Source organism: Streptomyces lycii, from assembly GCF_009735685.1.
Lineage (GTDB): Bacteria > Actinomycetota > Actinomycetes > Streptomycetales > Streptomycetaceae > Streptomyces > Streptomyces lycii.
Genome location: NZ_WHPN01000295.1, coordinates 1 through 19,942, shown reverse-complemented (window position 1 = coordinate 19,942; position 19,942 = coordinate 1). Strand labels below are relative to the sequence as shown.

Sequence of the window (19,942 nt, the reverse complement as noted above, 5' to 3'; positions counted from 1 at the left end):
GCGGGCCCCGTCAGACCCGGCGGAAGTTGAGGCTCTCGCCCAGCGCCCCGGCGCGCCAGAGGTCCTGGCAGGCGTCGGCCATCTCGTCGAGGCCCTCGACGACGGCGCCCCAGACGATGCCGGGCACCCAGCCGGCGTCGCCGTTGATGAGCAGGTTGTTCCGCTCGTAGAACAGCGCGAGATCGATCACCTGGCGCTGCCCCCGGTGGCCGGCCCCGGTCTCGTAGCCGTAGGACTTCGTGCCGAGCTGGGTGTCGGTGAAGGTGAAGTAGCAGAGGTCGCCCGGGATGGGGGTGATGGTGGGGTTCTCCAGCGGCGGCTCCGCGGGGGCGAAGGGCGGGAGCAGGGTGTAGATCTCGTTGCGCGCGTACTTGGCGTGGTAGACGTCGCCGCCCAGCGGAAGGGCGTTCCACACCGCGTCGCAGGTGACGGGTGCCCGGTCGTCCAGCAGCTTGGCCGTGCAGCGCACGCCCCGCTTGTCGAGCGAGACTTCGATGAAGCGGTCCCGGGGTGCGGAGTCGGTCATCCTGTGCTCCTGTCATTCGTCTCGTACGGGGCTCCATGGTGACGCAAGTGGATCAACAGCAACAGAACCGGCGGGGGGTCTCAGCTCGATTAAGGGCCGGAAACGACCGGCATAACTTTCCCGGTCTCGGGTAGCACCGCGCCCATGGCTCGACCACGTGGGAAAGACTTCGACAGAAGGATCGGCCGCCGCTCCCTGCTCGCAGGCGCGGCGGCCATGAGTGCGCTGGGGGCGGTCGGCTGCAGCCGGGTCTCCAGCGCCGACAGCGGAGACGGGGGAGATCTTCTCGAACGGCTGAAGGCACAGGGCTTTGTGAAGCTGGGGCTGGCGGGGGAGCAGCCTTACAGCTACATCGGCAAGGACGGCAAGATGACCGGCTCGGCGCCCGCGATCGCCGGGCGGATCTTCGAGCGGCTCGGCATCCCGGAGGTGCAGCCGTTCCCGACGGAGTTCTCCTCGCTGATCTCGGGGCTCAACTCCCAGCAGTTCGACGTGGTCGCCGCCGGCATGTACATCAACCCCGAGCGCTGCGAGCAGGTGATCTTCGCCGATCCCGAGTACCAGATGCTCGACGCCTTCCTCGTACCCAAGGGGAACCCGAAGAATCTGCACAATTACAAGGACGTGGCGGAGGCCGGGGCGAAGCTGGCGACCGGTGTCGGTTACGCCGAGATCGCGTACGCCGAGGAGGCCGGGGTCAAGAACATCATGACCCTCCCCGACCAGCTCGCCGGGCTGCTCGCCGTCGAGCAGGGCCGCGCCGACGTCTTCGCCGGCACGGCCGTGACCGTGCGCAACGTGGTCCGTGAGACCAGGTCCCGGAAGGTCGAGGCCACCGACGAGGTCGAGCCCATCGTGGACGGCAAGCCGGTCATCGACGTCGGCGGCTTCGCCTTCCGCAAGGCCGAGACGAACCTCCGCGACGCCTTCAACGTGGAACTCCACAAGATGAAGGACAGCGGTGAGCTCCTCCGCATCATGCAGCCCTTCGGTTTCACGAAGGACCAGATGACGGACATCACCGCAGAGGAGAAGTGCACACCATGAGTGAACTCACCTGGGGTCTGTGGCAGCTCCTCCTCAGCGGCGCGTGGGTCACGGTGCAGCTGACGGTCTACAGCGCGGCGCTCGGCGCCGTGGTGGCCTTCGGCATCGGCATCGCCCGCACCCACCGCCTGTGGATCGTCCGGTTCCTCTCCGGCCTGTACATGGAGATCTTCCGCGGCACCTCCGCCCTCGTCCTGATGTTCTGGCTGTTCTTCGTCCTGCCGGTGGCCTTCGGCTGGCAGCTGCTCCCGCTGTGGGCGGCCGTGCTGGCGCTGGGCCTGTCCTACGGGGCGTACGGCTCGGAGGTCGTGCGCGGCGCGGTCGCGGCGGTCTCGCCGGCGCAGCGCGAGGCCGGTGTGGCGCTGAGCTTCACACCGGCCCAGCAGCTGCGGAAGATCATCATTCCGCAGGCCTGGCCGGAGATGATCCCGCCCTTCAACAACCTGCTGATCGAGCTGCTCAAGGGCACCGCCCTGGTCTCGATCATGGGTGTCGGCGACATCGCCTTCGGTGCCTCGCTGATCCGTAACGCGACCGGCCAGAGCGCCCCGGTCTACACGATCATTCTGCTGATGTACTTCGTGCTCGCGTTCGTCCTGACCCGCGGCATGCGGGTCGTGGAACGGCACGCGAAGGCGGGGATCGGGCAGGCGCCCCCGGACAGCGGCAGCGGTTTGCTGGGCAAGCTCAGCCTCCGCCGGCAGACCGCCGTCACGGGTGACGCGACCAGCGCTGGGGGTATCTGATGGAGTGGGATTGGTCCAAGGTCGGCGACTTCATGCCGGCGTTCCGGGACGGCGTGCTGGTCACCCTCCAGGCCCTGCTGCTGGGATCGCTCATCGCGTTCGGGCTCGGTCTGGTCTGGGCGCTGGCGCAGCGCTCCGAGCTGAAGGCCGTGCGCTGGCCGGTGACGGTGTTCACCGAGTTCGTCCGCAACACCCCGCTGCTGGTGCAGCTGTTCTTCCTGTACTACGTGCTGCCCGAGTGGGGCGTCACCTTCTCGGCGCTGACCACCGGTGTGATCGGGCTCGGCCTGCACTACTCGACGTACACGGCCGAGGTGTACCGCGCCGGTATCGACGGTGTGCCGAGGGGCCAGTGGGAGGCGGCCAAGGCGCTCAGCCTGCCGCGGACCCGCACCTGGGGCGCGGTGATCCTGCCGCAGGCCATCCGCCGTGTCGTCCCGGCCCTCGGCAACTACGTCGTCGCGATGCTGAAGGACTCTCCGATGATCGCCACGATCGGTGTTCTGGAGATGCTCGGCGAGGCCCGGCAGTTCGGGTCCCAGACCTTCGTCATGACCGAGCCGATCACGATCGTCGGTATCGCCTTCATCCTCATCGCCTACCCGGCTTCCCTCCTCATGCGAGCCCTGGAGCGTCGTCTTGTCCGCTGACAGCAACCCCGGCAACCACACCACCGAGCACACCAACCCGACCGCCGACGGCAGAGAACTGATCCGCTTCGACAAGGTCACCAAGCGCTTCGGCGACAACACGGTGCTGGACAACCTGGACTTCACCGTCGCGGCAGGCAAGCACGTCACGCTGATCGGCCCGTCCGGCTCCGGCAAGACGACCATCCTGCGGCTGCTGATGACGCTGCTGAAGGTCGACGAGGGCACCATCAGGGTGGACGGGGACTACCTCACGCACGAGGAGAAGGGCGGCAAGCTCGTCCCCGCCGGCGAGCGGCACACCCGCGAGGTGCGGAAGAAGATCGGCATGGTCTTCCAGCAGTTCAACCTCTTCCCGAACATGAAGGTGCTGCGGAACATCATGGAGGCGCCCGTCCACGTCCTCGGGCTGGGCAAGGACGAGGCCGAGCAGCGGGCGCGGGAACTGCTGGACCTGGTCGGCCTCGGCGACCGCTGCGACGCCTACCCGACGCAGCTGTCCGGCGGCCAGCAGCAGCGGGTGGCCATCGCGCGGGCGCTGGCGATGCGGCCGCAGGTCCTGCTGCTCGACGAGGTGACCTCGGCGCTGGACCCGGAGCTGGTGGCGGGTGTGCTGGACGTCCTGCGGGACATCGCGCACACCACGGACATCACCATGCTCTGCGTCACGCACGAGATGAACTTCGCCCGGGACATCTCGGACGACGTGCTGATGTTCGACGCGGGCCGGGTCATCGAGTCCGGTTCGCCGGACAAGATCTTCTCCGACCCGGAGCACGAGCGGACCCGCGAGTTCCTCAGCGCGGTCCTCTGACCGGACGCACCGGCCGCCGGCGAAGAGGTTGACGTCGGCATATGCCACGGTGGCGCACTCCTGCGTGTGCGCGCGGAGCACGCGCGGAGTGCGCCACCGAAGTCCTCAACGGGTCCTCCATTCGGGCCCCTTGACCGCTATCGTGGGAGCAGCCCAGCTGTGGCGGCGGTGGACTGCGTGATCCCTCCGTGACCAATAGCGACGGCGAGGATGCAAACGGTCATACCTGCCAGGGGGGCACCGTGGCGTACAAGCCCGAGCCGACCGCACCGCTTCACTCGGTGCAGCACGCGCTGCGCGTGCTCGAGAGCGTCGCGCGGCACAGCACCGGGGTCGACGGCGACCAGATCGCCAGGGAGACCGGGCTCGCGCCGGACCACCTCTCCCCCATGCTCCGGATGCTGCGCCGCGAGGGTTACGTCACCGAGGTGAGCGAGGACGTCTGGACCGCGGGCGACACCCTGCGGCTGCTCGGCTCGGCCACCCGGGACCAGGCCGTGGCGGACAAGCTCCAGCAGAGCCTCGCCGAACTGCGGGACGACCTCGGCGCCGCCGTCTATCTCAGCCACTATCTCGACGGCGAGGTCCGCATCACGCAGTACGCCGACGGCCCCCGCGCCCCCCGGGTCAACGAATGGGTCGACTTCCGCGCCTCCGCGCACGCCAGCGCGGTCGGCAAGTGCCTGCTGACCCAGCTCGACCACAACGGCCGCCGGGACCACATCTCCCGGCACCGGATCGCGCGGCTCACCTCGCGGACCATCACCGACGAGAAGGTGCTGCTCACCAAGCTCGCCAACCAGCCGCCGACGGTCCCCGTGCTCGACCTCCAGGAGTACGCCGTGGGCACCGTCTGCGCCGCGGTGCCGATCACGGCGGGGCGCGCGGTCGGCTGCCTCGCCCTGTCACTGCCCGTCGACCACGCGCACCGGCTGCGCCAGGCCGCCGAGACCCTCAACCGAAGAGCGGCTCCGCTCGCCCTGTCGCTGACCCTCTGAGGCGCCCTGCTCCGTGGCCGCACCTCCGAGGCACCCGCTCCGTTGCCGACCACCCTCCGAGACGCCCGCTCCGTGGCCGCACCTCCGAGGCGCCCGCTCCCTGGCCGCACCTCCGAGGCACCCGCTCCGTTGCCGAGCCTCCGAGGCCGTGTTTCAGGAAGCGGTTGACTCGCGAGCGGCGAGTTCTCCGGCCAGTTCCATGCAGCGCAGGCGGGCCGGGGAGAAGTCGTAGGGCATCTTCCCGATGGCTTCGGATGCGCTCATGGTCCCCTGTTCCCGGCCAGAGTTCTGGCCGGCCTCGTCCTCGCCCTCATCGGCGGCAGCGGGGTGCAAAGTGTCCCAGGAGTCGAAGAGTGCGTCGTCGCTCTCCGCCGGGCCGGAGTCCTCGATGACGGCGTGCAGCGCCTTTTCGAAGGCGTGCCGTTCGGCTGCCACTTGGGCCACGCGGGGGTCATCGACAGCGATCGTGTCGTCGAGTGCCTCCTCGGCGGCATCGACACGGTCAGACTCTTTCCGCAGATCCGGGTGGGTGGCCAGGGCGATGAAGCGGCCGGCCTGGACGGCCGCTCCGAGCGGGCCGAAGATCCGCTCGGTGACCAGCAGGCTGTCCAGGTCCGCCTGGCGCAGGGAGCCTTCGGGCAGGCCCTCGAGGCGGCTGGTGACGAAGTCGGAGAGCAGACCCGTCCGGCTTCCCTCGGTACGCATGCGCTGCACGGCAGCCCGTTGCCGCCGCAGTTCTGCCTCCCGGGCGAGAAGGCTTTCCTCCAGCCGTTCCAGGGTGCCCGCGATGCCGTCGTCGCTGTCGGTGCCGGCCGGGGCCGTGTCGGCGAAGGCGTCGCGGATGTCGTCCAGGGCGATTCCGGCGCCGGCCATCCTGCGGATCCACAGCAGCCGGATCATGTCCTCGTAGCCGTAGCGGCGGCGGTCGTCGACGCCCCGCACGGGCTCGGGGAGCAGGCCGATCTCGTGGTAGTGACGGATCGCCCGCGGTGTGGTGCCGACGAAGGCGGCCGCGTCACCGATCTTGACCTGGCGCGGCGCGATGAAGGACGGAAACATGCGCAGGGGCCTTCCTCAATGGAGCGGGACGTGAGTACACCGGACCACATACCGCTACGGAAGCTGCAACCCGAGACACTCCGTCCGGCATCCATCCCGGCAGAAGCGCCCTTCGCCGTACCGGTCGGCCCGCCTGTCGGGACGACCGCAGGGGAGCAGGCGGGGCCACAGCCACTGGTGTACCGCTGCGACCCGGACCGTCACCTCGAACCGCACTGCGAGGCGCGTGCAGGTAACCAAACCTGAAACATGGCCCGGGCGCCCGCCCCGTTGCCGCGGCGCCCGCCCGTTGCTGCCACTCCGCGGCGCCCGCCGCCCGTTGCTGCCCCTCCGAGACCGCCCGCTCTGTCACTGTTGAGCCTCTGCGGCGGGGCTCCCGACCGCCCTCCGTCCGGTCGGGAGCGCCCCGGGACCAGGTCCCGCCCTTCCGCCGCCCGCGCCGCCGGATCGGCCGGCCGGAACAGCGGGTTCTCCACCGGCGAGCCCGGATCCGGGTCCCCGGCGGCACAACCCGTTCATGCCGCCGGGCCCCCTCCNCCGCGGTGGAGGGGGCCCGGCCGGCCACGGCCGGAGCGTCCCGGCCGGCGGCGCGGCAGCCGGTCAGAACTGCACGTCCGAGCAGGCGTAGAAGGCGTTGCCCGTGTCGGCGACATCCCAGACGGCGAGAATCAGGTGCTTGCCCGACTTCTGCGGCAGGGTGCCCTCGTGGGTGACGGTGGCGTCCGGCTGCGCGCCGTCCATGGGAACGGTCAGGAACGGCTCGGACTCCAGGTCCGCGCGGGTGAGCGGCTGGGAGGGGTCGTAGCCGTCCTTGGTGATGAAGTACCGGAAGTCCGTGGTGGAGTGCCGGGCGGTGATCTTCCAGGTGAAGGAGTAGTTCTGGCCCGAACCGACGTCGGCGGCGGGCCACTCGCCGCCGCGCGGGTCGTCGAGCTGCGCGAACGACCCGTTTCCGGCGGAGCAGATCTTGCCGTCGGCGGGGCCCGCGCCAGGGAAGCCCTTGGGGCCCTCGACGCTCTGCGGCTCCCACTGGATGTTGCCGCAGTCGCTGACGGTGCCGCTGGCGCAGTGGCTCTGCCGGCTGGCGTCGGTGTAGCCGTGGGCCTGGGCGCTTCCGGTGGTGGCGAAGAGGGCCGTGCCCGCGACGCCGAGGCCGACCAGGGTGGAGGTGATCTTTGTCTTCCTGCGCATGCTTCGCTCCTGGGGAGGTGGGGGTTCTCCGAGCTCGATGCGTCGAGCGGGGTGAAGAAGCGGGAATGGGTTGTGGGGAGTGGGGGGGAGTGCGCGTGAGCGCACGGCAACAGCCCCGGAGGGCTGCGGTCTAGACCAAAACTGAGGCTAGTCCCGCCTGTTGGACATGTCCAGACCAATGCCGGGGATCGTCCGCCGCCCGCGCCCGGCCTCCCTGTCAGCGGGCGCCCACCACGTCCGGGGCCGCACCGATCCGTTCGGGCGGCTGCTCCACCGCGGGCACGACGGCGGGCACGACGGCGGGCACGTCCCGCACCTCCACTGCCGGGCGTCCCGCGCCCCCGCTGCCGGAACGTCCCGCGCCTCACGCCCCGTACGGACTCCGCGTCTCACGCCCCGTACGGGCCCCGGGCCTCACACCCCGTACGGGCACCGCGGGCAGGACACACGCCGGACCCGCCGGGCACCGGGCCCGCCGGGCAGGAGACATCCGCGCCCCGCCCGGCAGGACACCCGCGGACCCCGCCGCGGCCGGACACGCCGACGCCCGGCCGCCGCCATCCGCTTCGGAGAACCACCCGCCGCTCCCGCCGCAGCCCATCCGCAGCTTTTCCGCAGCCCTTCCGGGGCCTGTCGGACGGGCCTTCGGAGCCTTCAGGGCTTGTCGGGGCCCTTCCGAGCCAGTCGCCGCTCGCCGTCCGTCGCCCGGGGAGCGGCGCCCGGCTGACGGCGCCCGGAAGCGGCGAGCGCGGACGGCGTGCCGCGAGCCGACCGGCCAGCAGACCGGCCGACCGGTCGCGGTTCAGCCGACCGGTGCCGTCGTCAGGTCGAGGTTCGGGTCCCCGGAGAGCACCGCGTGGTGCAGCTTCTGGAGCTTGGGCGACGGCTCCATGCCGAGTTCCTCGACGAGCGTGCCGCGCAGCCGCTGGTACGCCTCCAGGGCGCGCCAGGCGCCACCGGCCCGGTGCATGGCGAGCATCAGCTGGGCGCAGAAGTTCTCGTGCATCGGGTGCCGGGCGGCGAGCACCCGGAGTTCCGGGACGAGTTCGGTGTGCTGGCCCAGCCGCAGGTCGGCGTCGATACGGCGTTCCAGCGCGGCCATCCGGTCCTCGTCCATGCGCAGCACCTCCAGCTCCAGGACGCCGCCGACGCGCACGTCCACGAGCGCGGCGGGCCCGTCCCAGAGCGCGAGCGCGCCGCCGAGCAGTTCGGAGGCGGCGCGGTAGTCCCCGGCGTCGTGGGCCGCCCGGCCCGCGGCCGCCAACTGCTCGAATTCCTGGACATCCACCTGACCGGGCCGGACCTGGAGCTGATAGCCACCGTGCTGGGTGAGGAGCACGTCCTTGGCGTCCCGTGCCGGGTCCCCGTCGAGCGCGGTGGCGATCTTGCGGCGGAGCTGGAGGATGTACGTCTGCAGCGTGGTCGCGGCGCTGCGCGGGACGTTCTCCCCCCAGACCTCTTCCATCAGGGTCGGTACGGTCACGACGTGGCCGGCCCGCAGTGCGAGCAGTGCGAGAATCTGCCGGGGCTTGGCGGCGCTCGGCACGACCGAGACGCCGCGCTCCTTTGCTGCCAGCGGGCCCAGTACTTTGATGTCCACGGTGCTCCTCCCCTTTCGAGCCGTCTCGCCGGCCATCCGGACCGGCGGTCCCCTCGGAGCATGGGGGGAGACTCCCACCCGGGGCATCGGGCGCACAGTGAGGGGCTCACGAGCGTAATCATGAAAATGTCACGGTCCAGGGGTGACTGCGGCACTGCCCGTGGAACCACGGCCCGGACAGAATTCCTCTCACGATCCGTCGAACGCAAGCTCGTCCGATCCAACGGAGGAACGCATGGCAACCATCGCACCCGAGATCGCCGCCGGCACCGCGCGCACCGCGCAGGAGGACCTCCGGTTCGCCGAACTGGCCGCCCGCGCCGGCCTGGAGCCGGACCTTGCCCGCCGCTGCGCCGACGACCCGGCCGGGCTGCTCGAGGAGTTCGGGCTGTCCCCGGCCGAGCCCCTCCGCACCGGCCGCTCGGTGCTCGTCGAGCACCTCGACCGGCACGACGGCCTGACCATGGCCGCCCCCACGCTCGGCTGCACCGTCGTCCCCGGCCCCGAGCCGTCGCCCCTCCCGGTCTCCGGCGCCGGAACGGCGACGGAATGAGAGCTTCCGAAGAGGCCGCCGACGGCCGCCCCTTCGTTGGATTCAAGCGCCATCTGCGGGCCGAGGTGGTGCCGGGAGAAGCTGTCTACCTGCTGTCCGTCCGGGGTGTGACGGCCCTGCACGGCCGGCATGTCGAGTCCCTGGCCCCGCTGCTGGACGGCACCCGGACTTTGGAGGGGCTGCTCGCGGACGCCTCTTCCACGGTCCCGGCCGCCGAGGCGGGCCGGGTGATCGGCGATCTGGCGCGGGCCAAGGTCATCGGTTACCACTCCTCCGGCGCCGCCGGGGAGGCGGACGAATCCGCCGCGGCCTACTGGGATCTGGCCGGTCTGGACGGGGCCCGTGCGGCTGCCGCGGTCCGGTCGGCGACCGTGCGGCTCGTCACGGTCGGCCGGGTGGACGCGGAGGACGCCCGCTCGGCCTGCCACGCCTCCGGGCTGGAGGTGACCGGCCCCTGCGGTCCGGCGGAACTCGGCCCGGCACCGGCCGGGGCCGGGTTCTCCCTGGTGCTCTGCGACGACTACCTCGCCCCGGAGCTGGCGGAGGTCGACGCCTGGCACCGGGCCGCGGGCCGGCCCTGGCTGCTGGCCCGGCCCTGCGGGGCGGAGCCGTGGACCGGTCCGGTCTTCCGGCCCGACGACGGACCCTGCTGGTCCTGCCTGGCCCACCGGCTGCGCGCGCACCGGCAGTCGGAGATCCCCGTACAGCGTGCTCTCGGGGCCGACGGCCCGGTCCGGCGTCCTCCGGCGTCCGTCGCCGCCGGGCGGGCGATGGGGCTGCACATGGCCGTGCTGGAGGCGGCGAAGTGGGCGGCCGGGGTCCGCGAGGCGTCGCAGGACTCGGTCTGCACGCTCGACACGCTGACGATGCGCAGCGGGCACCACACGGTGCAGCGCCGGCCGCAGTGCCCCGAATGCGGGGACCCGGGTCTGGTGGCCGCCCGCGGGCAGCGGCCCGTCACCGTCGTGTCGCGGCCCAAGGCGGCGTACGGGGGCGGCAACGACCGCGCGCTCACGCCGGAGCAGATGCGTGCCCGGTACGCCCATCTGGTCAGCCCGGTCACCGGGATCGTCACCGAGCTGCGGCGCGATCCCCGGTTGCCGGACGGTCTCAACTGTGTGACGTCGGGCCGCAATCTGGCCCTCGGCCCGCGGTCGCTCGCCGAGGTGCGGGGCGGACTGCGCAGCCTCAGCGGTGGCAAGGGCGTCACCGCGGCGGAGGCGGAGGTCGGCGCGCTGTGCGAGGCGGTGGAACGTTACTCCGGGACCCGGCAGGGGGACGAGGCGACGATCCGCGGGACCCTGAACGGCCTCGGGGAGGAGACCGTGCACCCCAACGCCTGCCAGCTCTTCGCCGACGCGCAGTTCCGTGACCGGGACCGCTGGAACGCCGGCCATTCGCTGTTCCACCAGGTGCCCGAGCCCTTCGACCCAGACCGCCCGGTCGACTGGACACCGGTGTGGTCGCTCACCGACGGCACGCGGCGGCTGCTGCCGACCTCGATGCTGTACTTCAGCTACGGAACGGGCCGGCCGGGCCTGCCCCGGGCCGACTCCAACGGCAACGCGGCGGGCAGCAGCCCGGAGGACGCGATCGTCCAGGGCTTTCTGGAGCTGGTGGAGCGGGACGCGGTCGCCCAGTGGTGGTACAACCGCACCCGGCATCCGGCGGTGGACCTCGACTCGTTCGACGAGCCCTGGCTCGCGACGGTGCGGGACACCTGCGCCCGGCTGCACCGCGAGCTGTGGGTGCTGGACCTCACCGCCGACTTCGGCATCCCCGTGATGGCGGCGGTGTCCCGGCGCACCGACAAGGAGGCGGAGGACATCTCCTTCGGCTTCGGTGCGCACTTCGATCCGAGGCTCGCGTTACGCAGAGCCGTCACGGAGATGAACCAATTGCTGGTGTCGGTGGCCGGAATCGGAGTGAGCACTTCCGAGTACCCGGTGGCAGATCCGGAGTTGGTTTCCTGGTGGACTCGGGCCACCGCCCGGAATCAGCCATACCTCCGTCCGGATCCAGCCGAGTTTCCGCGCACTGTCAGCCATTTCGCATACAGCTCGCACCAGGATCTCCAGGAGGATGTCGACACCGCCCGGAAGCTTGTCCAGGCGCACGGCATGGAGCTGTTGGTGCTCGACCAGACGCGACCTGACGTGGGACTACCGGTGGTAAAGGTGCTCATCCCGGGGATGCGGCACTTCTGGGCACGATTCTCCCCCGGCCGGCTCTTCGACGTGCCGGTTCGTCTCGGCCGCCTCGGCCGGCCCACCCCTTACGCCGACCTCAACCCGATCCCCCTCTTCGTCTGACGACGGGCGGGATTCCACAATCCCGGCCGCCGCCGGAGTCGTGGCCATAATATGCCGTCGAGTCCAAGATTCCCGATGAGGAGAATTCTGGTGACGGACCCCGTGGCCGGCGACCCCGACGCCGGCGCGACCGGCCGGCCCTCCGACGCCTCGGAGGGCCGGCCGGTCGCCGCACGATCGGTTCCCGATCGTGCACTGCTCGCCCCCACACTCGCCCGCACCATCACCGTCAGCGTTCTCGTCTACTACTGCGGCATCGCCGTGCTCAACGTGTTGTGGAGCGGCGCCGGGGCCGGCCGGCTCGTCGCCTGCGCGCTCTGCGTCGCGGCGGTCTTCTCGGTCCAGCTGCTGCACGTCTCCGCCCGGGCGCAGCAGTGGCCGCTGCGCCTGCGGTGCCTGACGCTCGGCATCCAGACCGTGCTGACCTTCCTCCCGCTCGCCGTCTTCGGGCTGAGCTGGGGCAGCATGGCCGGTCCGCTGGCCGGTTCGTTACTGCTTCTCCTGCCCGGCAGGGCGGCCTGGCCGCTCTTCGCGCTGATCTCGGCCGTCGTGCTGGTGCAGTCGAGCCTGGAGGACTCCGGAGCCGTCATGGTCGTCTATCTGACGACCTCCACCATGATGGCCGGCGTCATCCTCTACGGCACGGCCAAGCTCTCCGACCTGGTCCGGGAAGTCCACGCGTCCCGCACCGAGATGGCCAGGATGGCCGTCGGCCAGGAGCGGCTGCGGTTCGCCAGGGACCTGCACGACCTGCTGGGCTACAGCCTGTCCGCGATCACGCTGAAGAGCGAGCTGATACAGCGGCTCGTCCACAGCAGGCCCGAACGGGCACGGGAAGAGATAGCGTCGGTACTGGACGTGTCCCGGCAGGCGCTGGCCGACGTACGCCTGGTGGCCCGCGGCTACCGGGACATGTCGCTGTCCGACGAGGCCGATTCCGCCGCCAGGATCCTCGCCACCGCGGACGTCGAGGCGGAGGTCTCCATCGACTGCGGCCGGCTGCATCCGGTGGTGGAGACGGTGCTCGCGACCGCGCTGCGCGAGGGCATGACCAACGTCCTCCGGCACAGCCGGGTGGAACACTGCACGATTTCGGCCACCACGGAGGGAGAAACGGTACGGCTGACCCTGGTGAACGACGGTGTGTCGGGAGCGGCCCGGCGGCCCTCCCCGGACAGCGGCAGCGGACTGGGAAATCTGCGCAGCCGGTTGTCCGCGATCGGCGGCCGGGTGGAGGCGGGGCTGCTCGACGACGGACGCTTCCAACTCTTCGCCGAGGCACCGCTGCGGCCGTCGAACACCGGCACGCCCGGTACGGGCGCTGCGGACGGCTCGGCCACGGCCGTGTCCGCGGCCTGAACAGAAGAGGCTCCGTGCAGCAGCACAGGGGAACACCTTGGTCAGGGGGGACCAATGCTTTCCGTGAACATCCTGCTTGCCGAAGACGTGCACATGATCAGGGGAGCCTTGATCGCGTTGCTGGAGCTGGAGCCCGATTTCCAGGTCGTCGCCTCGGTGGACCGCGGTGACCTCATCGTCGAGACGGCCCTGAAGGTACGGCCCGACGTCGCCGTCATAGACGTCGACCTGCCCGGCATCGACGGGCTCACCGCCGCCGCCGAACTCCGTACGGAGCTGCCCGGCTGCCACACGCTCATCCTCACCAGCCTGGGCCGGCCCGGCGTGCTGCGCCGGGCGCTGGCGGCCCAGGTGTCCGGCTTCCTGCTGAAGGACGCGCCGCCCGACCGGCTCGCGCAGGCCGTGCGGACCATCACCACCGGCCGGCGCGTCATCGACCCGCAACTGGCCCTCAGCGCCTGGGACTCCCCGGAGAATCCGCTCTCCCCGCGGGAGACCGAGGTGCTCCGGCTCGCCGCACAGGGAGCTGACGCCGCCGAGATAGCCGGCTGTCTCTACCTCTCCAAGGGAACGGTCCGCAACTACCTCACGGCCATCGTCGCGAAGCTGCACGCCCGCAACCGCGTCGACGCCATACGGATCGCGGAAGAGGCCGGCTGGATCCCGTGACCGCGTCCGCGCGGATGTCGTGACCGCGCCCGCGCGGATGTCGTGACCGCGCCCGCGCGCTTCCCGTACCGGCCCGGCCGGCCCACCGGCGTCCCGGCGTCCGTGCCGGTCGTCTACTCGGTGAGGACGCGCTCGTACGCCACGTGCCGGGTGCGCTCGACCCTGATGCGGGCCCGGCCCAGCATCCGCTGCCGCCAGTCCCGGAAGCCGCTCCCGGCCAGCGCGCGGTCGCAGGACTCGGTGTCCCGCCACCACATCAGCCCGAGATAGCGCTGCGGGCTGACGATCGAGTGCAGCAGGTCGGAGCCGCCGAAGCCGCCGAGCAGCCGGCAGTCCTCGCCGAGCGCGACGAAGTCCTCCTGGAAGGCGAGGTGGTCACCGTCCACGGCGGCGTACAACAGCACCACGTTGTCGGCGCCGACCAGGGCGTTCTCCACGGTGATCCGGGCGACCGCGACCGCCTGGTCGGCCTCGGTGTCGACCAGCTTGCCGAGCCGCTGCACATGGGCGAGGAAGGTGTCGTCGTGCACCACGTTGAGGAAGCTCTCCAGCCGCCGCCAGCGCACGAGGTGGACGTACACGTCCTGCCGCTCCAGGAGCCGCACGGTCACCAGGAAGGCGAAGCCGCGCTGCCGGCGCAGATGCTGGGAGTGCTGGCGGAACTGCCGCTCGAAGTCTTCCGGGTCGCCCTTGACGGTGAACCGGTTGATCACCGTCACGGGGCTGCTGAGGTCCCGTCCGGTCATGCGCGGCCTCCGCGTAACTCCGGCACCCGCCGCGCGCGGGAGGAACCGTCGGGGACCCGCGCCTCGCGGGCACGCGCGCGGACGGCCGGCTCCGTGGCCTGCGTACCGCGGTCGTCCCGGGGGGCGGTCGTCGTGATCGTAGCCTTCGGCGCCACGGCGGTCCTTCCTTCGGCCACGCCGCTCACACGGCGGAGGACCAAGCCTGCCAGGGGTCGCTTGAGAGCTGCTCGAGCACGGCGCGCGGCCGGCGCCGACGCCCGCCGCTCCCCGCCGTGCCCGGGGCGGCTCGTCCTCGTCCCGCCCCGCGCTCGCGCCGCGGCTGCGCGGCGCAGACATACCGTTGCACACGGTCCGGCGTCTCCGCATACGAAACGTGACATCAGCCACAACAGGCGCCGAGAAGCCCCTCCGGGCCGCCCGGCGGTACGGAGCACCCTCCGGGATCGGGTAAGGTTTACCAGGTCAGCAGGCGCCGCTAGCTCAGTTGGTTAGAGCAGCTGACTCTTAATCAGCGGGTCCGGGGTTCGAGTCCCTGGCGGCGCACATGACACTCTGGGCCTTCCCGCCTCGCGGGGAGGCCCGGAGTCGTTTCGGGCCGGGAGCAGGCACCGGCCGCGGTCGTCCCCCGGAGCACGGCTCTGGCCGAAGCGGAGGGTTACGGTGCACAGTCGCGGCATGGCGAACGGCATCCAGGAGCGCATCAAGAAGCTGATCATCGACCGGCGGCTGCCCTCCGGCGACCCGCTGCCGACCGAGACCGAGCTGATGGAGCTGCTCGGAGTCAGCCGCAACTCCGTCCGCGAGGCACTGAAGGCCCTCCAGGCGATGGGCATCGTCGAGATCCGGCACGGCTTCGGCACCTACGTCGGGCCGATGTCGATGGCCCCGATGATCGAGGGACTCACCTTCCGCACCGTCGCCGGCCACTACCGCGGCGAGGACAGCCTGCTGGAGCTGCTGGAGCTGCGCGAGGCCGTGGAGACCGGGCTGATCGCGCGGCTCGCCGGGCGGGTCCCGGCGAGCGACCTCGCCGAGCTGGAGTCGCTCGTCGCCCGGATGGAGGACGAGGCCGGCACCGGCGCGGTGCACGCCGACACCGACCGCGCCTTCCACGCCACGCTGTACCGGGGACTGGACAACACGCTGCTCAGCGAGGTCCTGGAGGCCTTCTGGGACGCCTTCCACCGGGTGCGTACGGACCTTGTCGCCCCGGGCGCCGACCCGAAGGTCATCTGCCGCCAGCACCGCGAGATCCTGGAAGCCGTGCGCTCCGGTGACGCGGCCCGCGCCGAGGACGCCGTACGGGAACACTTCGGCGACATCCGGGGCCGGCTGCGCCGCTCGGCCTGAGGCCCGGCGGACACGTCCCCGGCCGCCGGCCCGGCCCGCCGCCCCGGTGCCCTCCGGGCAGGCTCCCGGGCCGAGCCCGGACGCCGGGACGGCCCCGGGCTCAGCTCTTGGCGTTGCGGGCCAGTTCGAGGGCGTAGTCCGTCCACCAGCGGCCGGCCTGCGGGCCGCCGCGGCAGGTGCCGTCGGACTCGCCCGGCCGCTTGATCCAGAGATAGGCGTCGATCAGTTCGTGGCCGGTGTCCGTCGTGGGCGGTTCGCCCAGGGCGCGGCCCGGCGGGTTGCACCAGGCCTCGTCGCCCTTCGCCTCGGGCAGCGGGCCGTTGCCGTTGCGGCTGGTGTCGATCACGAAGGGCTTGTCGCCGACCAGCGCGGACAGCTTCTTGCCGTACGCCTTGTTGGCCTCGGTCGTCTGGTAGTTCGAGATGTTGAGGGCGAAGCCGTCGGCCCAGGCGATGCCCGCCCGGCGGAGCGGCTCGACGAGCCGGGCGGGGTCGGAGACCCAGTTCGGGTTCCCGGCGTCGAGGTAGACCCGGGTCTGCTCCAGGCCCTTCAGCCGGACGACGGCCTCGGCGAGCAGGGCGTAGCGCTCCTCGTGGTACTTCCGCGGGGTGCAGCCGTCGACGACGTGCGGCAGCGCGTCCGGTTCCAGGATGACGGTCGCTGGCCGGTCCCCGATGCCGTCGACGACCGAGCCGAGCCAGGCGCGGTACGCGTCCGCGTCCGGGGCGCCGCCGCGGGAGTACTGGCCGCAGTCGCGGTGCGGGATGTTGTAGAGGACGAGCAGCGCGGCCCGGTCCGCCTCGGCCGCGGCCCCGGTCAGCCTTCTGGTCCGGCCCTCCGGGTCGTCCTCGCCGATCCACTCGGCGACCGGCCGGGTGGCGATCCGCTCGATCAGCTCGGCCGGGGCTTCCCGGCCCCGGTCGCGGAGGCGGTCGGCGTGCCGGGCCGCGTGGCCCTCGGGGTTGACCCAGTACGGGGTGCCGTGCCCGGACCGGTGTCCCGGGGACGCCCGCTCGTCGTCGGCGGCACCGCTGGGGACGGCACAGCCGGTGAGCAGCAGCGCCGCGGCCGCCAGTCCCGTACTGAGCCGGACGCCGTAACCGCGGTCCATCGGCTCCCCTTGGCTTGAGTGGTGCGGGGATGCGCTCCCCGGGCCCTGCGCGGGCCTGTGGGACAAGGTCGGCCCCATCCTGGCACAGGCATATCGCCAGCTTAAGGACAAAGATGAGCGTTTCGGGCGGGGATGGTCCGGAAGGGTGCCGTTGCGGACCGCGCCGGTACGGGACCGTGCCGGTACCGACTGCGCCGCCGGAACGGGACTGTGCCGGTACAGGACCGCGCCGGTACGGGACCGTGCCGTTCCGGTCAGCGTTCGGAGCCCACGGCCGGGGAGCCCGTGCCGCCCTGCGGGGACGGGGCGCCGGGCGCGGACCTGCGGCGGCGCAGGGCGAGCCCGGCCATCGCGAGCACCGCGCCGCCGGTGAGGCCCGCGCCGACCACGACCTGCCGGGTGTTGGGGCCCTCCTCCTCGGCCCGGGCCAGCGGGTCCGCGGCTCCCGGCCGGCCGGGGTGCGCACCGGCGGAGGCGCCGGCCGCGGCGTACGCGCCCGGGGGGACGGCGGCCACGGTGGACGCGCTCGGAGAGACGGCGGCCCCGGGGTGCCGGTCCGGGAAGACGGCGGCCACGGCGTCCGCGCCCGGCGGCACGGCGGTCCCCGTGTGCCGGTCCGGGGAGGCCGCGGCTCCCGGGTGACCGCCCGCGGAGGCACCGGCTCCGGCGTGCCGGGCGGCGGTGCCTGCCGCCGTACCCGCAGGCCCCTCCGGGACGTCCGCCGCCCGCGCCGGGTTCGCAGCGGCCGGGGCGCAGAACAGCACACCGGCCGCGATCACGGCGGCGGCCGCACGCCGAACCGCGCCGGAGTTCTCGACAGAGCCCATCGTGACACCTCCTCCGTACCCGTAAAGGTTCGCGCGGGCCCGGCTCCCGGGCATCCGTAACGTGCCGGGGATACTCCGTTCGGAGCCGGACTCCACGACTACGGACGATCGCACGATCGCACGGGACGGGGACCGGGGTCCCCGGGCGCCCGGAGCGGACCGCTTCCTGCGCCCGCCCGCTCCCGGGGTGCCGGAGTCAGATCAGCTCGACGAGGTCCGCGATCGACTCGACCACCCGGGACGGCCCGAAGGGGTAGCGCCCGATCTCGTCGGGGCGCGTCACACCCGTGAGCACCAGACAGGTCTCCATGCCCGCCTCCAGCCCCGCCAGCACGTCCGTGTCCATCCGGTCGCCGATCATCGCGCTGCTCTCGGAGTGCGCGCCGATGGCGTTGAGTCCGGCGCGCATCATCAGCGGGTTCGGCTTGCCGACGAAGTACGGGTCGCGGCCGGTCGCCTTGGTGATCAGCGCGGCCACGGCCCCGGTCGCCGGGAGCGCGCCCTCGGTGGAGGGGCCGGTGGAGTCGGGGTTGGTGGCGATGAACCGGGCCCCGTCGTTGATCAGCCGGATGGCCTTGGTGAGCGATTCGAAGCTGTACGTCCGGGTCTCGCCCAGGACCACGTAGTCCGGCTCGGAGTCGGTCAGCACATAGCCGACGTCGTGCAGCGCGGTGGTCAGCCCGGCCTCGCCGATGACGTACGCCGTGCCGCCCGGCCGCTGGTCGTCCAGGAACTTGGCGGTGGCCAGGGCCGACGTCCAGATGTTCTCGACCGGCACCTCCAGCCCCATCCGGTTCAGCCGGGCGTGCAGGTCACGCGGTGTGTAGATGGAGTTGTTGGTGAGCACGAGGAAGGGCTTGCGGGCCTCGCGCAGCCGCTTGATGAAGGCGTCGGCCCCGGGGATCGGGATCCCCTCGTGGATCAGCACCCCGTCCATGTCGGTCAGCCACGACTCGATCGGCTTGCGCTCTGCCACGGAACGGCTCCTGCCCTCGGGTACGGATGGGGTCTCCCGGACGCCTGGCCGGGTCCCGGTCACCAGCCTAACCGCGCGGATCACGGCTGCCCCTGCCGTCTCACCGGCCGGTACGGGACTCCCCGCCCCGTACGGGCCGGGTGCGGTCCCCGCGCCGGACGGCTCCGGCCCGGGGCAGCGGTGCGCGGCGGCCGGTCCGGGACCCGCCGGCGCGCACCGGCTGCCCGTCCGGGACCGCCCGCATGCCTCCGGCCGCCGGACCCGCCGACCTGCCGGTCCGTCCCTGCGGGCCGACCTGCCGGTCGGCGGGTCCGGCGGGATTTGTTCCAATGAACCCATGACAGACTCCCGCTCCTCCGCCCCGCTCCGCGTCGGTCTCGTCGGCTACGGCCTGGCGGGCTCCGTCTTCCACGCCCCGCTGATCGCCGCCACCGACGGCCTGGTCCTCGACACCGTCGTCACGGGCAACCCCGAGCGGCGGGAGCAGGCCCGCGCCGAGCACCCGCAGGTGCGCTTCGCGGACACCCCGGAAGAGCTGTGGAGCCGCACGGACGGCGGACCCGGGGGTGACGGGCTCGACCTGGTCGTCGTCGCCTCCCCCAACCGCACCCATGTCCCCGTCGCCACCGCAGCCCTGCGCGCCGGGCTGCCGGTCGTCGTCGACAAGCCGCTCGCGGCGACCGCCGCCGAGGCCCGCGAGCTGGCCGCGCTGGCGGACTCGCGCGGGCTGCTGCTGTCCGTCTTCCAGAACCGCCGCTGGGACAACGACTTCCGCACCGTTCGCAAGCTCATCGCGGACGGCGCGCTCGGCGACGTACAGCGGTTCGAGTCCCGCTTCGAGCGGTGGCGGCCGAAGCCCAAGGGCGGCTGGCGCGAGTCCGGCGACCCGCTGGACATCGGCGGGCTGCTGTACGACCTCGGCAGCCATGTCGTCGACCAGGCGCTGGTCCTCTTCGGCCCGGCGGTGCGGGTCTACGCCGAGTCCGTGATCCGCCGCCCGGGCGCCGAGGCCGACGACGACACGTTCATCGCGATCACCCACGCGAGCGGCGTCCACTCCCATCTGTACGCCAGCGCCACCGCCGCCCAGCTCGGCCCGCGCTTCCGTGTCCTGGGCAGCTCCGCCGGGTATGTGAAGTACGGGCTCGACCCCCAGGAACAGGCGCTCCGCGACGGGCTGCGCCCCGGGGCGGCCGGTGCCGGAGGCGCGGACTGGGGCGTCGAACCGGAAGCCCTGTGGGGCCGGCTCGGCGCGGGCGAGTCCCCGGTGACGGGCGGCGGCGAGCCGGTGCCGACGCTCCCCGGCGACTATCCCGCCTACTACGCGGCCGTGGCCGCGGCGCTGCGCGACGGCACCCCGCCGCCCGTGACGGCCGATGAGGCCGCGGCGGCCCTGGACGTGCTGGAG

At 72.2% G+C, this 19,942-nt stretch carries 19 protein-coding genes and 1 tRNA gene; 12 read left to right on the top strand and 8 right to left on the bottom strand.

Annotated features, from left to right (window positions below; translation table 11 throughout):
- Positions 1 to 10: 10 nt before the first annotated feature.
- Positions 11 to 526: a DUF3830 family protein gene (locus GCU69_RS16885; RefSeq protein ID WP_098752043.1), complete on the bottom strand. Its 516-nt coding sequence runs from the start codon at positions 524 to 526 to the stop codon at positions 11 to 13.
- 144 nt (positions 527 to 670) lie between these two features.
- Between GCU69_RS16885 and ehuB the strand changes: the two genes are divergently transcribed.
- From ehuB to GCU69_RS16860, 5 genes are all read left to right on the top strand, one after another.
- Positions 671 to 1,573, top strand: a complete 903-nt coding sequence (gene ehuB / locus GCU69_RS16880; RefSeq protein WP_235978524.1) for an ectoine/hydroxyectoine ABC transporter substrate-binding protein EhuB — start codon at positions 671 to 673, stop codon at positions 1,571 to 1,573.
- Positions 1,570 to 2,319: an ectoine/hydroxyectoine ABC transporter permease subunit EhuC gene (gene ehuC / locus GCU69_RS16875; RefSeq protein ID WP_098752045.1), complete on the top strand. Its 750-nt coding sequence runs from the start codon at positions 1,570 to 1,572 to the stop codon at positions 2,317 to 2,319. Before ehuB ends, ehuC begins: the two co-directional genes overlap by 4 nt.
- Positions 2,319 to 2,969, top strand: coding sequence for an ectoine/hydroxyectoine ABC transporter permease subunit EhuD (gene ehuD, locus GCU69_RS16870; protein WP_156206528.1), 651 nt, complete (start codon positions 2,319 to 2,321; stop codon positions 2,967 to 2,969). Before ehuC ends, ehuD begins: the two co-directional genes overlap by 1 nt.
- The gene (gene ehuA / locus GCU69_RS16865) at positions 2,959 to 3,783 is read left to right on the top strand and encodes an ectoine/hydroxyectoine ABC transporter ATP-binding protein EhuA (RefSeq protein ID WP_098752047.1); all 825 of its coding nucleotides are present in this window, start codon (positions 2,959 to 2,961) and stop codon (positions 3,781 to 3,783) included. The genes ehuD and ehuA overlap by 11 nt, the downstream gene beginning before the upstream one ends.
- A 242-nt stretch (positions 3,784 to 4,025) precedes the next feature.
- On the top strand, positions 4,026 to 4,781 hold the full coding sequence (locus GCU69_RS16860; protein WP_156206527.1) for an IclR family transcriptional regulator: 756 nt from the start codon (positions 4,026 to 4,028) through the stop codon (positions 4,779 to 4,781).
- 153 nt (positions 4,782 to 4,934) lie between these two features.
- Here the strand turns inward: GCU69_RS16860 and GCU69_RS16855 are convergent, their stop codons facing one another.
- The 3 genes from GCU69_RS16855 to GCU69_RS16845 form a co-directional block, all read right to left on the bottom strand.
- Positions 4,935 to 5,840, bottom strand: a complete 906-nt coding sequence (locus GCU69_RS16855) for a MerR family transcriptional regulator (RefSeq protein WP_156206526.1) — start codon at positions 5,838 to 5,840, stop codon at positions 4,935 to 4,937.
- 600 nt (positions 5,841 to 6,440) lie between these two features.
- Positions 6,441 to 7,031 (bottom strand): lytic polysaccharide monooxygenase auxiliary activity family 9 protein, encoded by a 591-nt coding sequence (locus GCU69_RS16850; protein WP_098752050.1) that lies wholly within the window; start codon positions 7,029 to 7,031, stop codon positions 6,441 to 6,443.
- Positions 7,032 to 7,833: 802 nt separating this feature from the next.
- On the bottom strand, positions 7,834 to 8,631 hold the full coding sequence (locus GCU69_RS16845) for an AfsR/SARP family transcriptional regulator (protein ID WP_098752051.1): 798 nt from the start codon (positions 8,629 to 8,631) through the stop codon (positions 7,834 to 7,836).
- A 235-nt stretch (positions 8,632 to 8,866) separates the two neighbouring features.
- Between GCU69_RS16845 and GCU69_RS16840 the strand changes: the two genes are divergently transcribed.
- From GCU69_RS16840 to GCU69_RS16825, 4 genes are all read left to right on the top strand, one after another.
- Entirely contained in the window at positions 8,867 to 9,184 is a 318-nt protein-coding gene (locus tag GCU69_RS16840; protein ID WP_156206525.1) for a hypothetical protein, read from the top strand.
- Complete coding sequence (locus GCU69_RS16835) at positions 9,181 to 11,496, top strand: TOMM precursor leader peptide-binding protein (protein ID WP_156206524.1); 2,316 nt, start codon at positions 9,181 to 9,183, stop codon at positions 11,494 to 11,496. The genes GCU69_RS16840 and GCU69_RS16835 overlap by 4 nt, the downstream gene beginning before the upstream one ends.
- A 90-nt stretch (positions 11,497 to 11,586) precedes the next feature.
- The gene (locus GCU69_RS16830; protein ID WP_235978523.1) at positions 11,587 to 12,855 is read left to right on the top strand and encodes a sensor histidine kinase; all 1,269 of its coding nucleotides are present in this window, start codon (positions 11,587 to 11,589) and stop codon (positions 12,853 to 12,855) included.
- Positions 12,856 to 12,909: 54 nt separating this feature from the next.
- Complete coding sequence (locus GCU69_RS16825; protein WP_098752055.1) at positions 12,910 to 13,524, top strand: response regulator transcription factor; 615 nt, start codon at positions 12,910 to 12,912, stop codon at positions 13,522 to 13,524.
- A gap of 113 nt (positions 13,525 to 13,637) precedes the next feature.
- On the opposite strand, the gene GCU69_RS32695 is transcribed toward GCU69_RS16825, so the two are convergent.
- The gene (locus GCU69_RS32695) at positions 13,638 to 14,270 is read right to left on the bottom strand and encodes an antibiotic biosynthesis monooxygenase family protein (protein WP_098752056.1); all 633 of its coding nucleotides are present in this window, start codon (positions 14,268 to 14,270) and stop codon (positions 13,638 to 13,640) included.
- Positions 14,271 to 14,739: 469 nt separating this feature from the next.
- On the opposite strand from GCU69_RS32695, the gene GCU69_RS16815 reads away from it, so the two are divergent.
- Together GCU69_RS16815 and GCU69_RS16810 are read left to right on the top strand one after the other, a co-directional pair.
- A tRNA-Lys gene (locus tag GCU69_RS16815) sits at positions 14,740 to 14,813 on the top strand.
- 132 nt (positions 14,814 to 14,945) lie between these two features.
- Positions 14,946 to 15,620, top strand: a complete 675-nt coding sequence (locus tag GCU69_RS16810) for a FadR/GntR family transcriptional regulator (RefSeq protein WP_098752057.1) — start codon at positions 14,946 to 14,948, stop codon at positions 15,618 to 15,620.
- A 100-nt stretch (positions 15,621 to 15,720) separates the two neighbouring features.
- On the opposite strand, the gene GCU69_RS16805 is transcribed toward GCU69_RS16810, so the two are convergent.
- From GCU69_RS16805 to GCU69_RS16795, 3 genes are all read right to left on the bottom strand, one after another.
- Complete coding sequence (locus GCU69_RS16805) at positions 15,721 to 16,731, bottom strand: glycoside hydrolase family 6 protein (RefSeq protein ID WP_098752058.1); 1,011 nt, start codon at positions 16,729 to 16,731, stop codon at positions 15,721 to 15,723.
- A 254-nt stretch (positions 16,732 to 16,985) separates the two neighbouring features.
- Complete coding sequence (locus GCU69_RS16800; RefSeq protein WP_156206523.1) at positions 16,986 to 17,558, bottom strand: hypothetical protein; 573 nt, start codon at positions 17,556 to 17,558, stop codon at positions 16,986 to 16,988.
- Between the two features lie 196 nt (positions 17,559 to 17,754).
- Positions 17,755 to 18,534 (bottom strand): HAD-IIA family hydrolase, encoded by a 780-nt coding sequence (locus tag GCU69_RS16795; protein ID WP_098752060.1) that lies wholly within the window; start codon positions 18,532 to 18,534, stop codon positions 17,755 to 17,757.
- A gap of 337 nt (positions 18,535 to 18,871) precedes the next feature.
- Between GCU69_RS16795 and GCU69_RS16790 the strand changes: the two genes are divergently transcribed.
- Positions 18,872 to 19,942, top strand: a 1,071-nt coding sequence (locus tag GCU69_RS16790) for a Gfo/Idh/MocA family protein (RefSeq protein ID WP_156206522.1), incomplete at its 3' end; no start/stop codon positions are given.

Bases quoted from the DNA above. Each gene is read 5' to 3' on its own strand.
- GCU69_RS16885 (WP_098752043.1), bottom strand. From the start codon at position 526: ATGACCGACTCCGCACCCCGGGACCGCTTCATCGAAGTCTCGCTCGAC.
- ehuB (WP_235978524.1), top strand. From the start codon at position 671: ATGGCTCGACCACGTGGGAAAGACTTCGACAGAAGGATCGGCCGCCGC.
- ehuC (WP_098752045.1), top strand. From the start codon at position 1,570: ATGAGTGAACTCACCTGGGGTCTGTGGCAGCTCCTCCTCAGCGGCGCG.
- ehuD (WP_156206528.1), top strand. From the start codon at position 2,319: ATGGAGTGGGATTGGTCCAAGGTCGGCGACTTCATGCCGGCGTTCCGG.
- GCU69_RS16855 (WP_156206526.1), bottom strand. From the start codon at position 5,840: ATGTTTCCGTCCTTCATCGCGCCGCGCCAGGTCAAGATCGGTGACGCG.
- GCU69_RS16850 (WP_098752050.1), bottom strand. From the start codon at position 7,031: ATGCGCAGGAAGACAAAGATCACCTCCACCCTGGTCGGCCTCGGCGTC.
- GCU69_RS16840 (WP_156206525.1), top strand. From the start codon at position 8,867: ATGGCAACCATCGCACCCGAGATCGCCGCCGGCACCGCGCGCACCGCG.
- GCU69_RS16835 (WP_156206524.1), top strand. From the start codon at position 9,181: ATGAGAGCTTCCGAAGAGGCCGCCGACGGCCGCCCCTTCGTTGGATTC.
- GCU69_RS16825 (WP_098752055.1), top strand. From the start codon at position 12,910: ATGCTTTCCGTGAACATCCTGCTTGCCGAAGACGTGCACATGATCAGG.
- GCU69_RS32695 (WP_098752056.1), bottom strand. From the start codon at position 14,270: ATGACCGGACGGGACCTCAGCAGCCCCGTGACGGTGATCAACCGGTTC.
- GCU69_RS16810 (WP_098752057.1), top strand. From the start codon at position 14,946: ATGGCGAACGGCATCCAGGAGCGCATCAAGAAGCTGATCATCGACCGG.
- GCU69_RS16805 (WP_098752058.1), bottom strand. From the start codon at position 16,731: ATGGACCGCGGTTACGGCGTCCGGCTCAGTACGGGACTGGCGGCCGCG.
- GCU69_RS16800 (WP_156206523.1), bottom strand. From the start codon at position 17,558: ATGGGCTCTGTCGAGAACTCCGGCGCGGTTCGGCGTGCGGCCGCCGCC.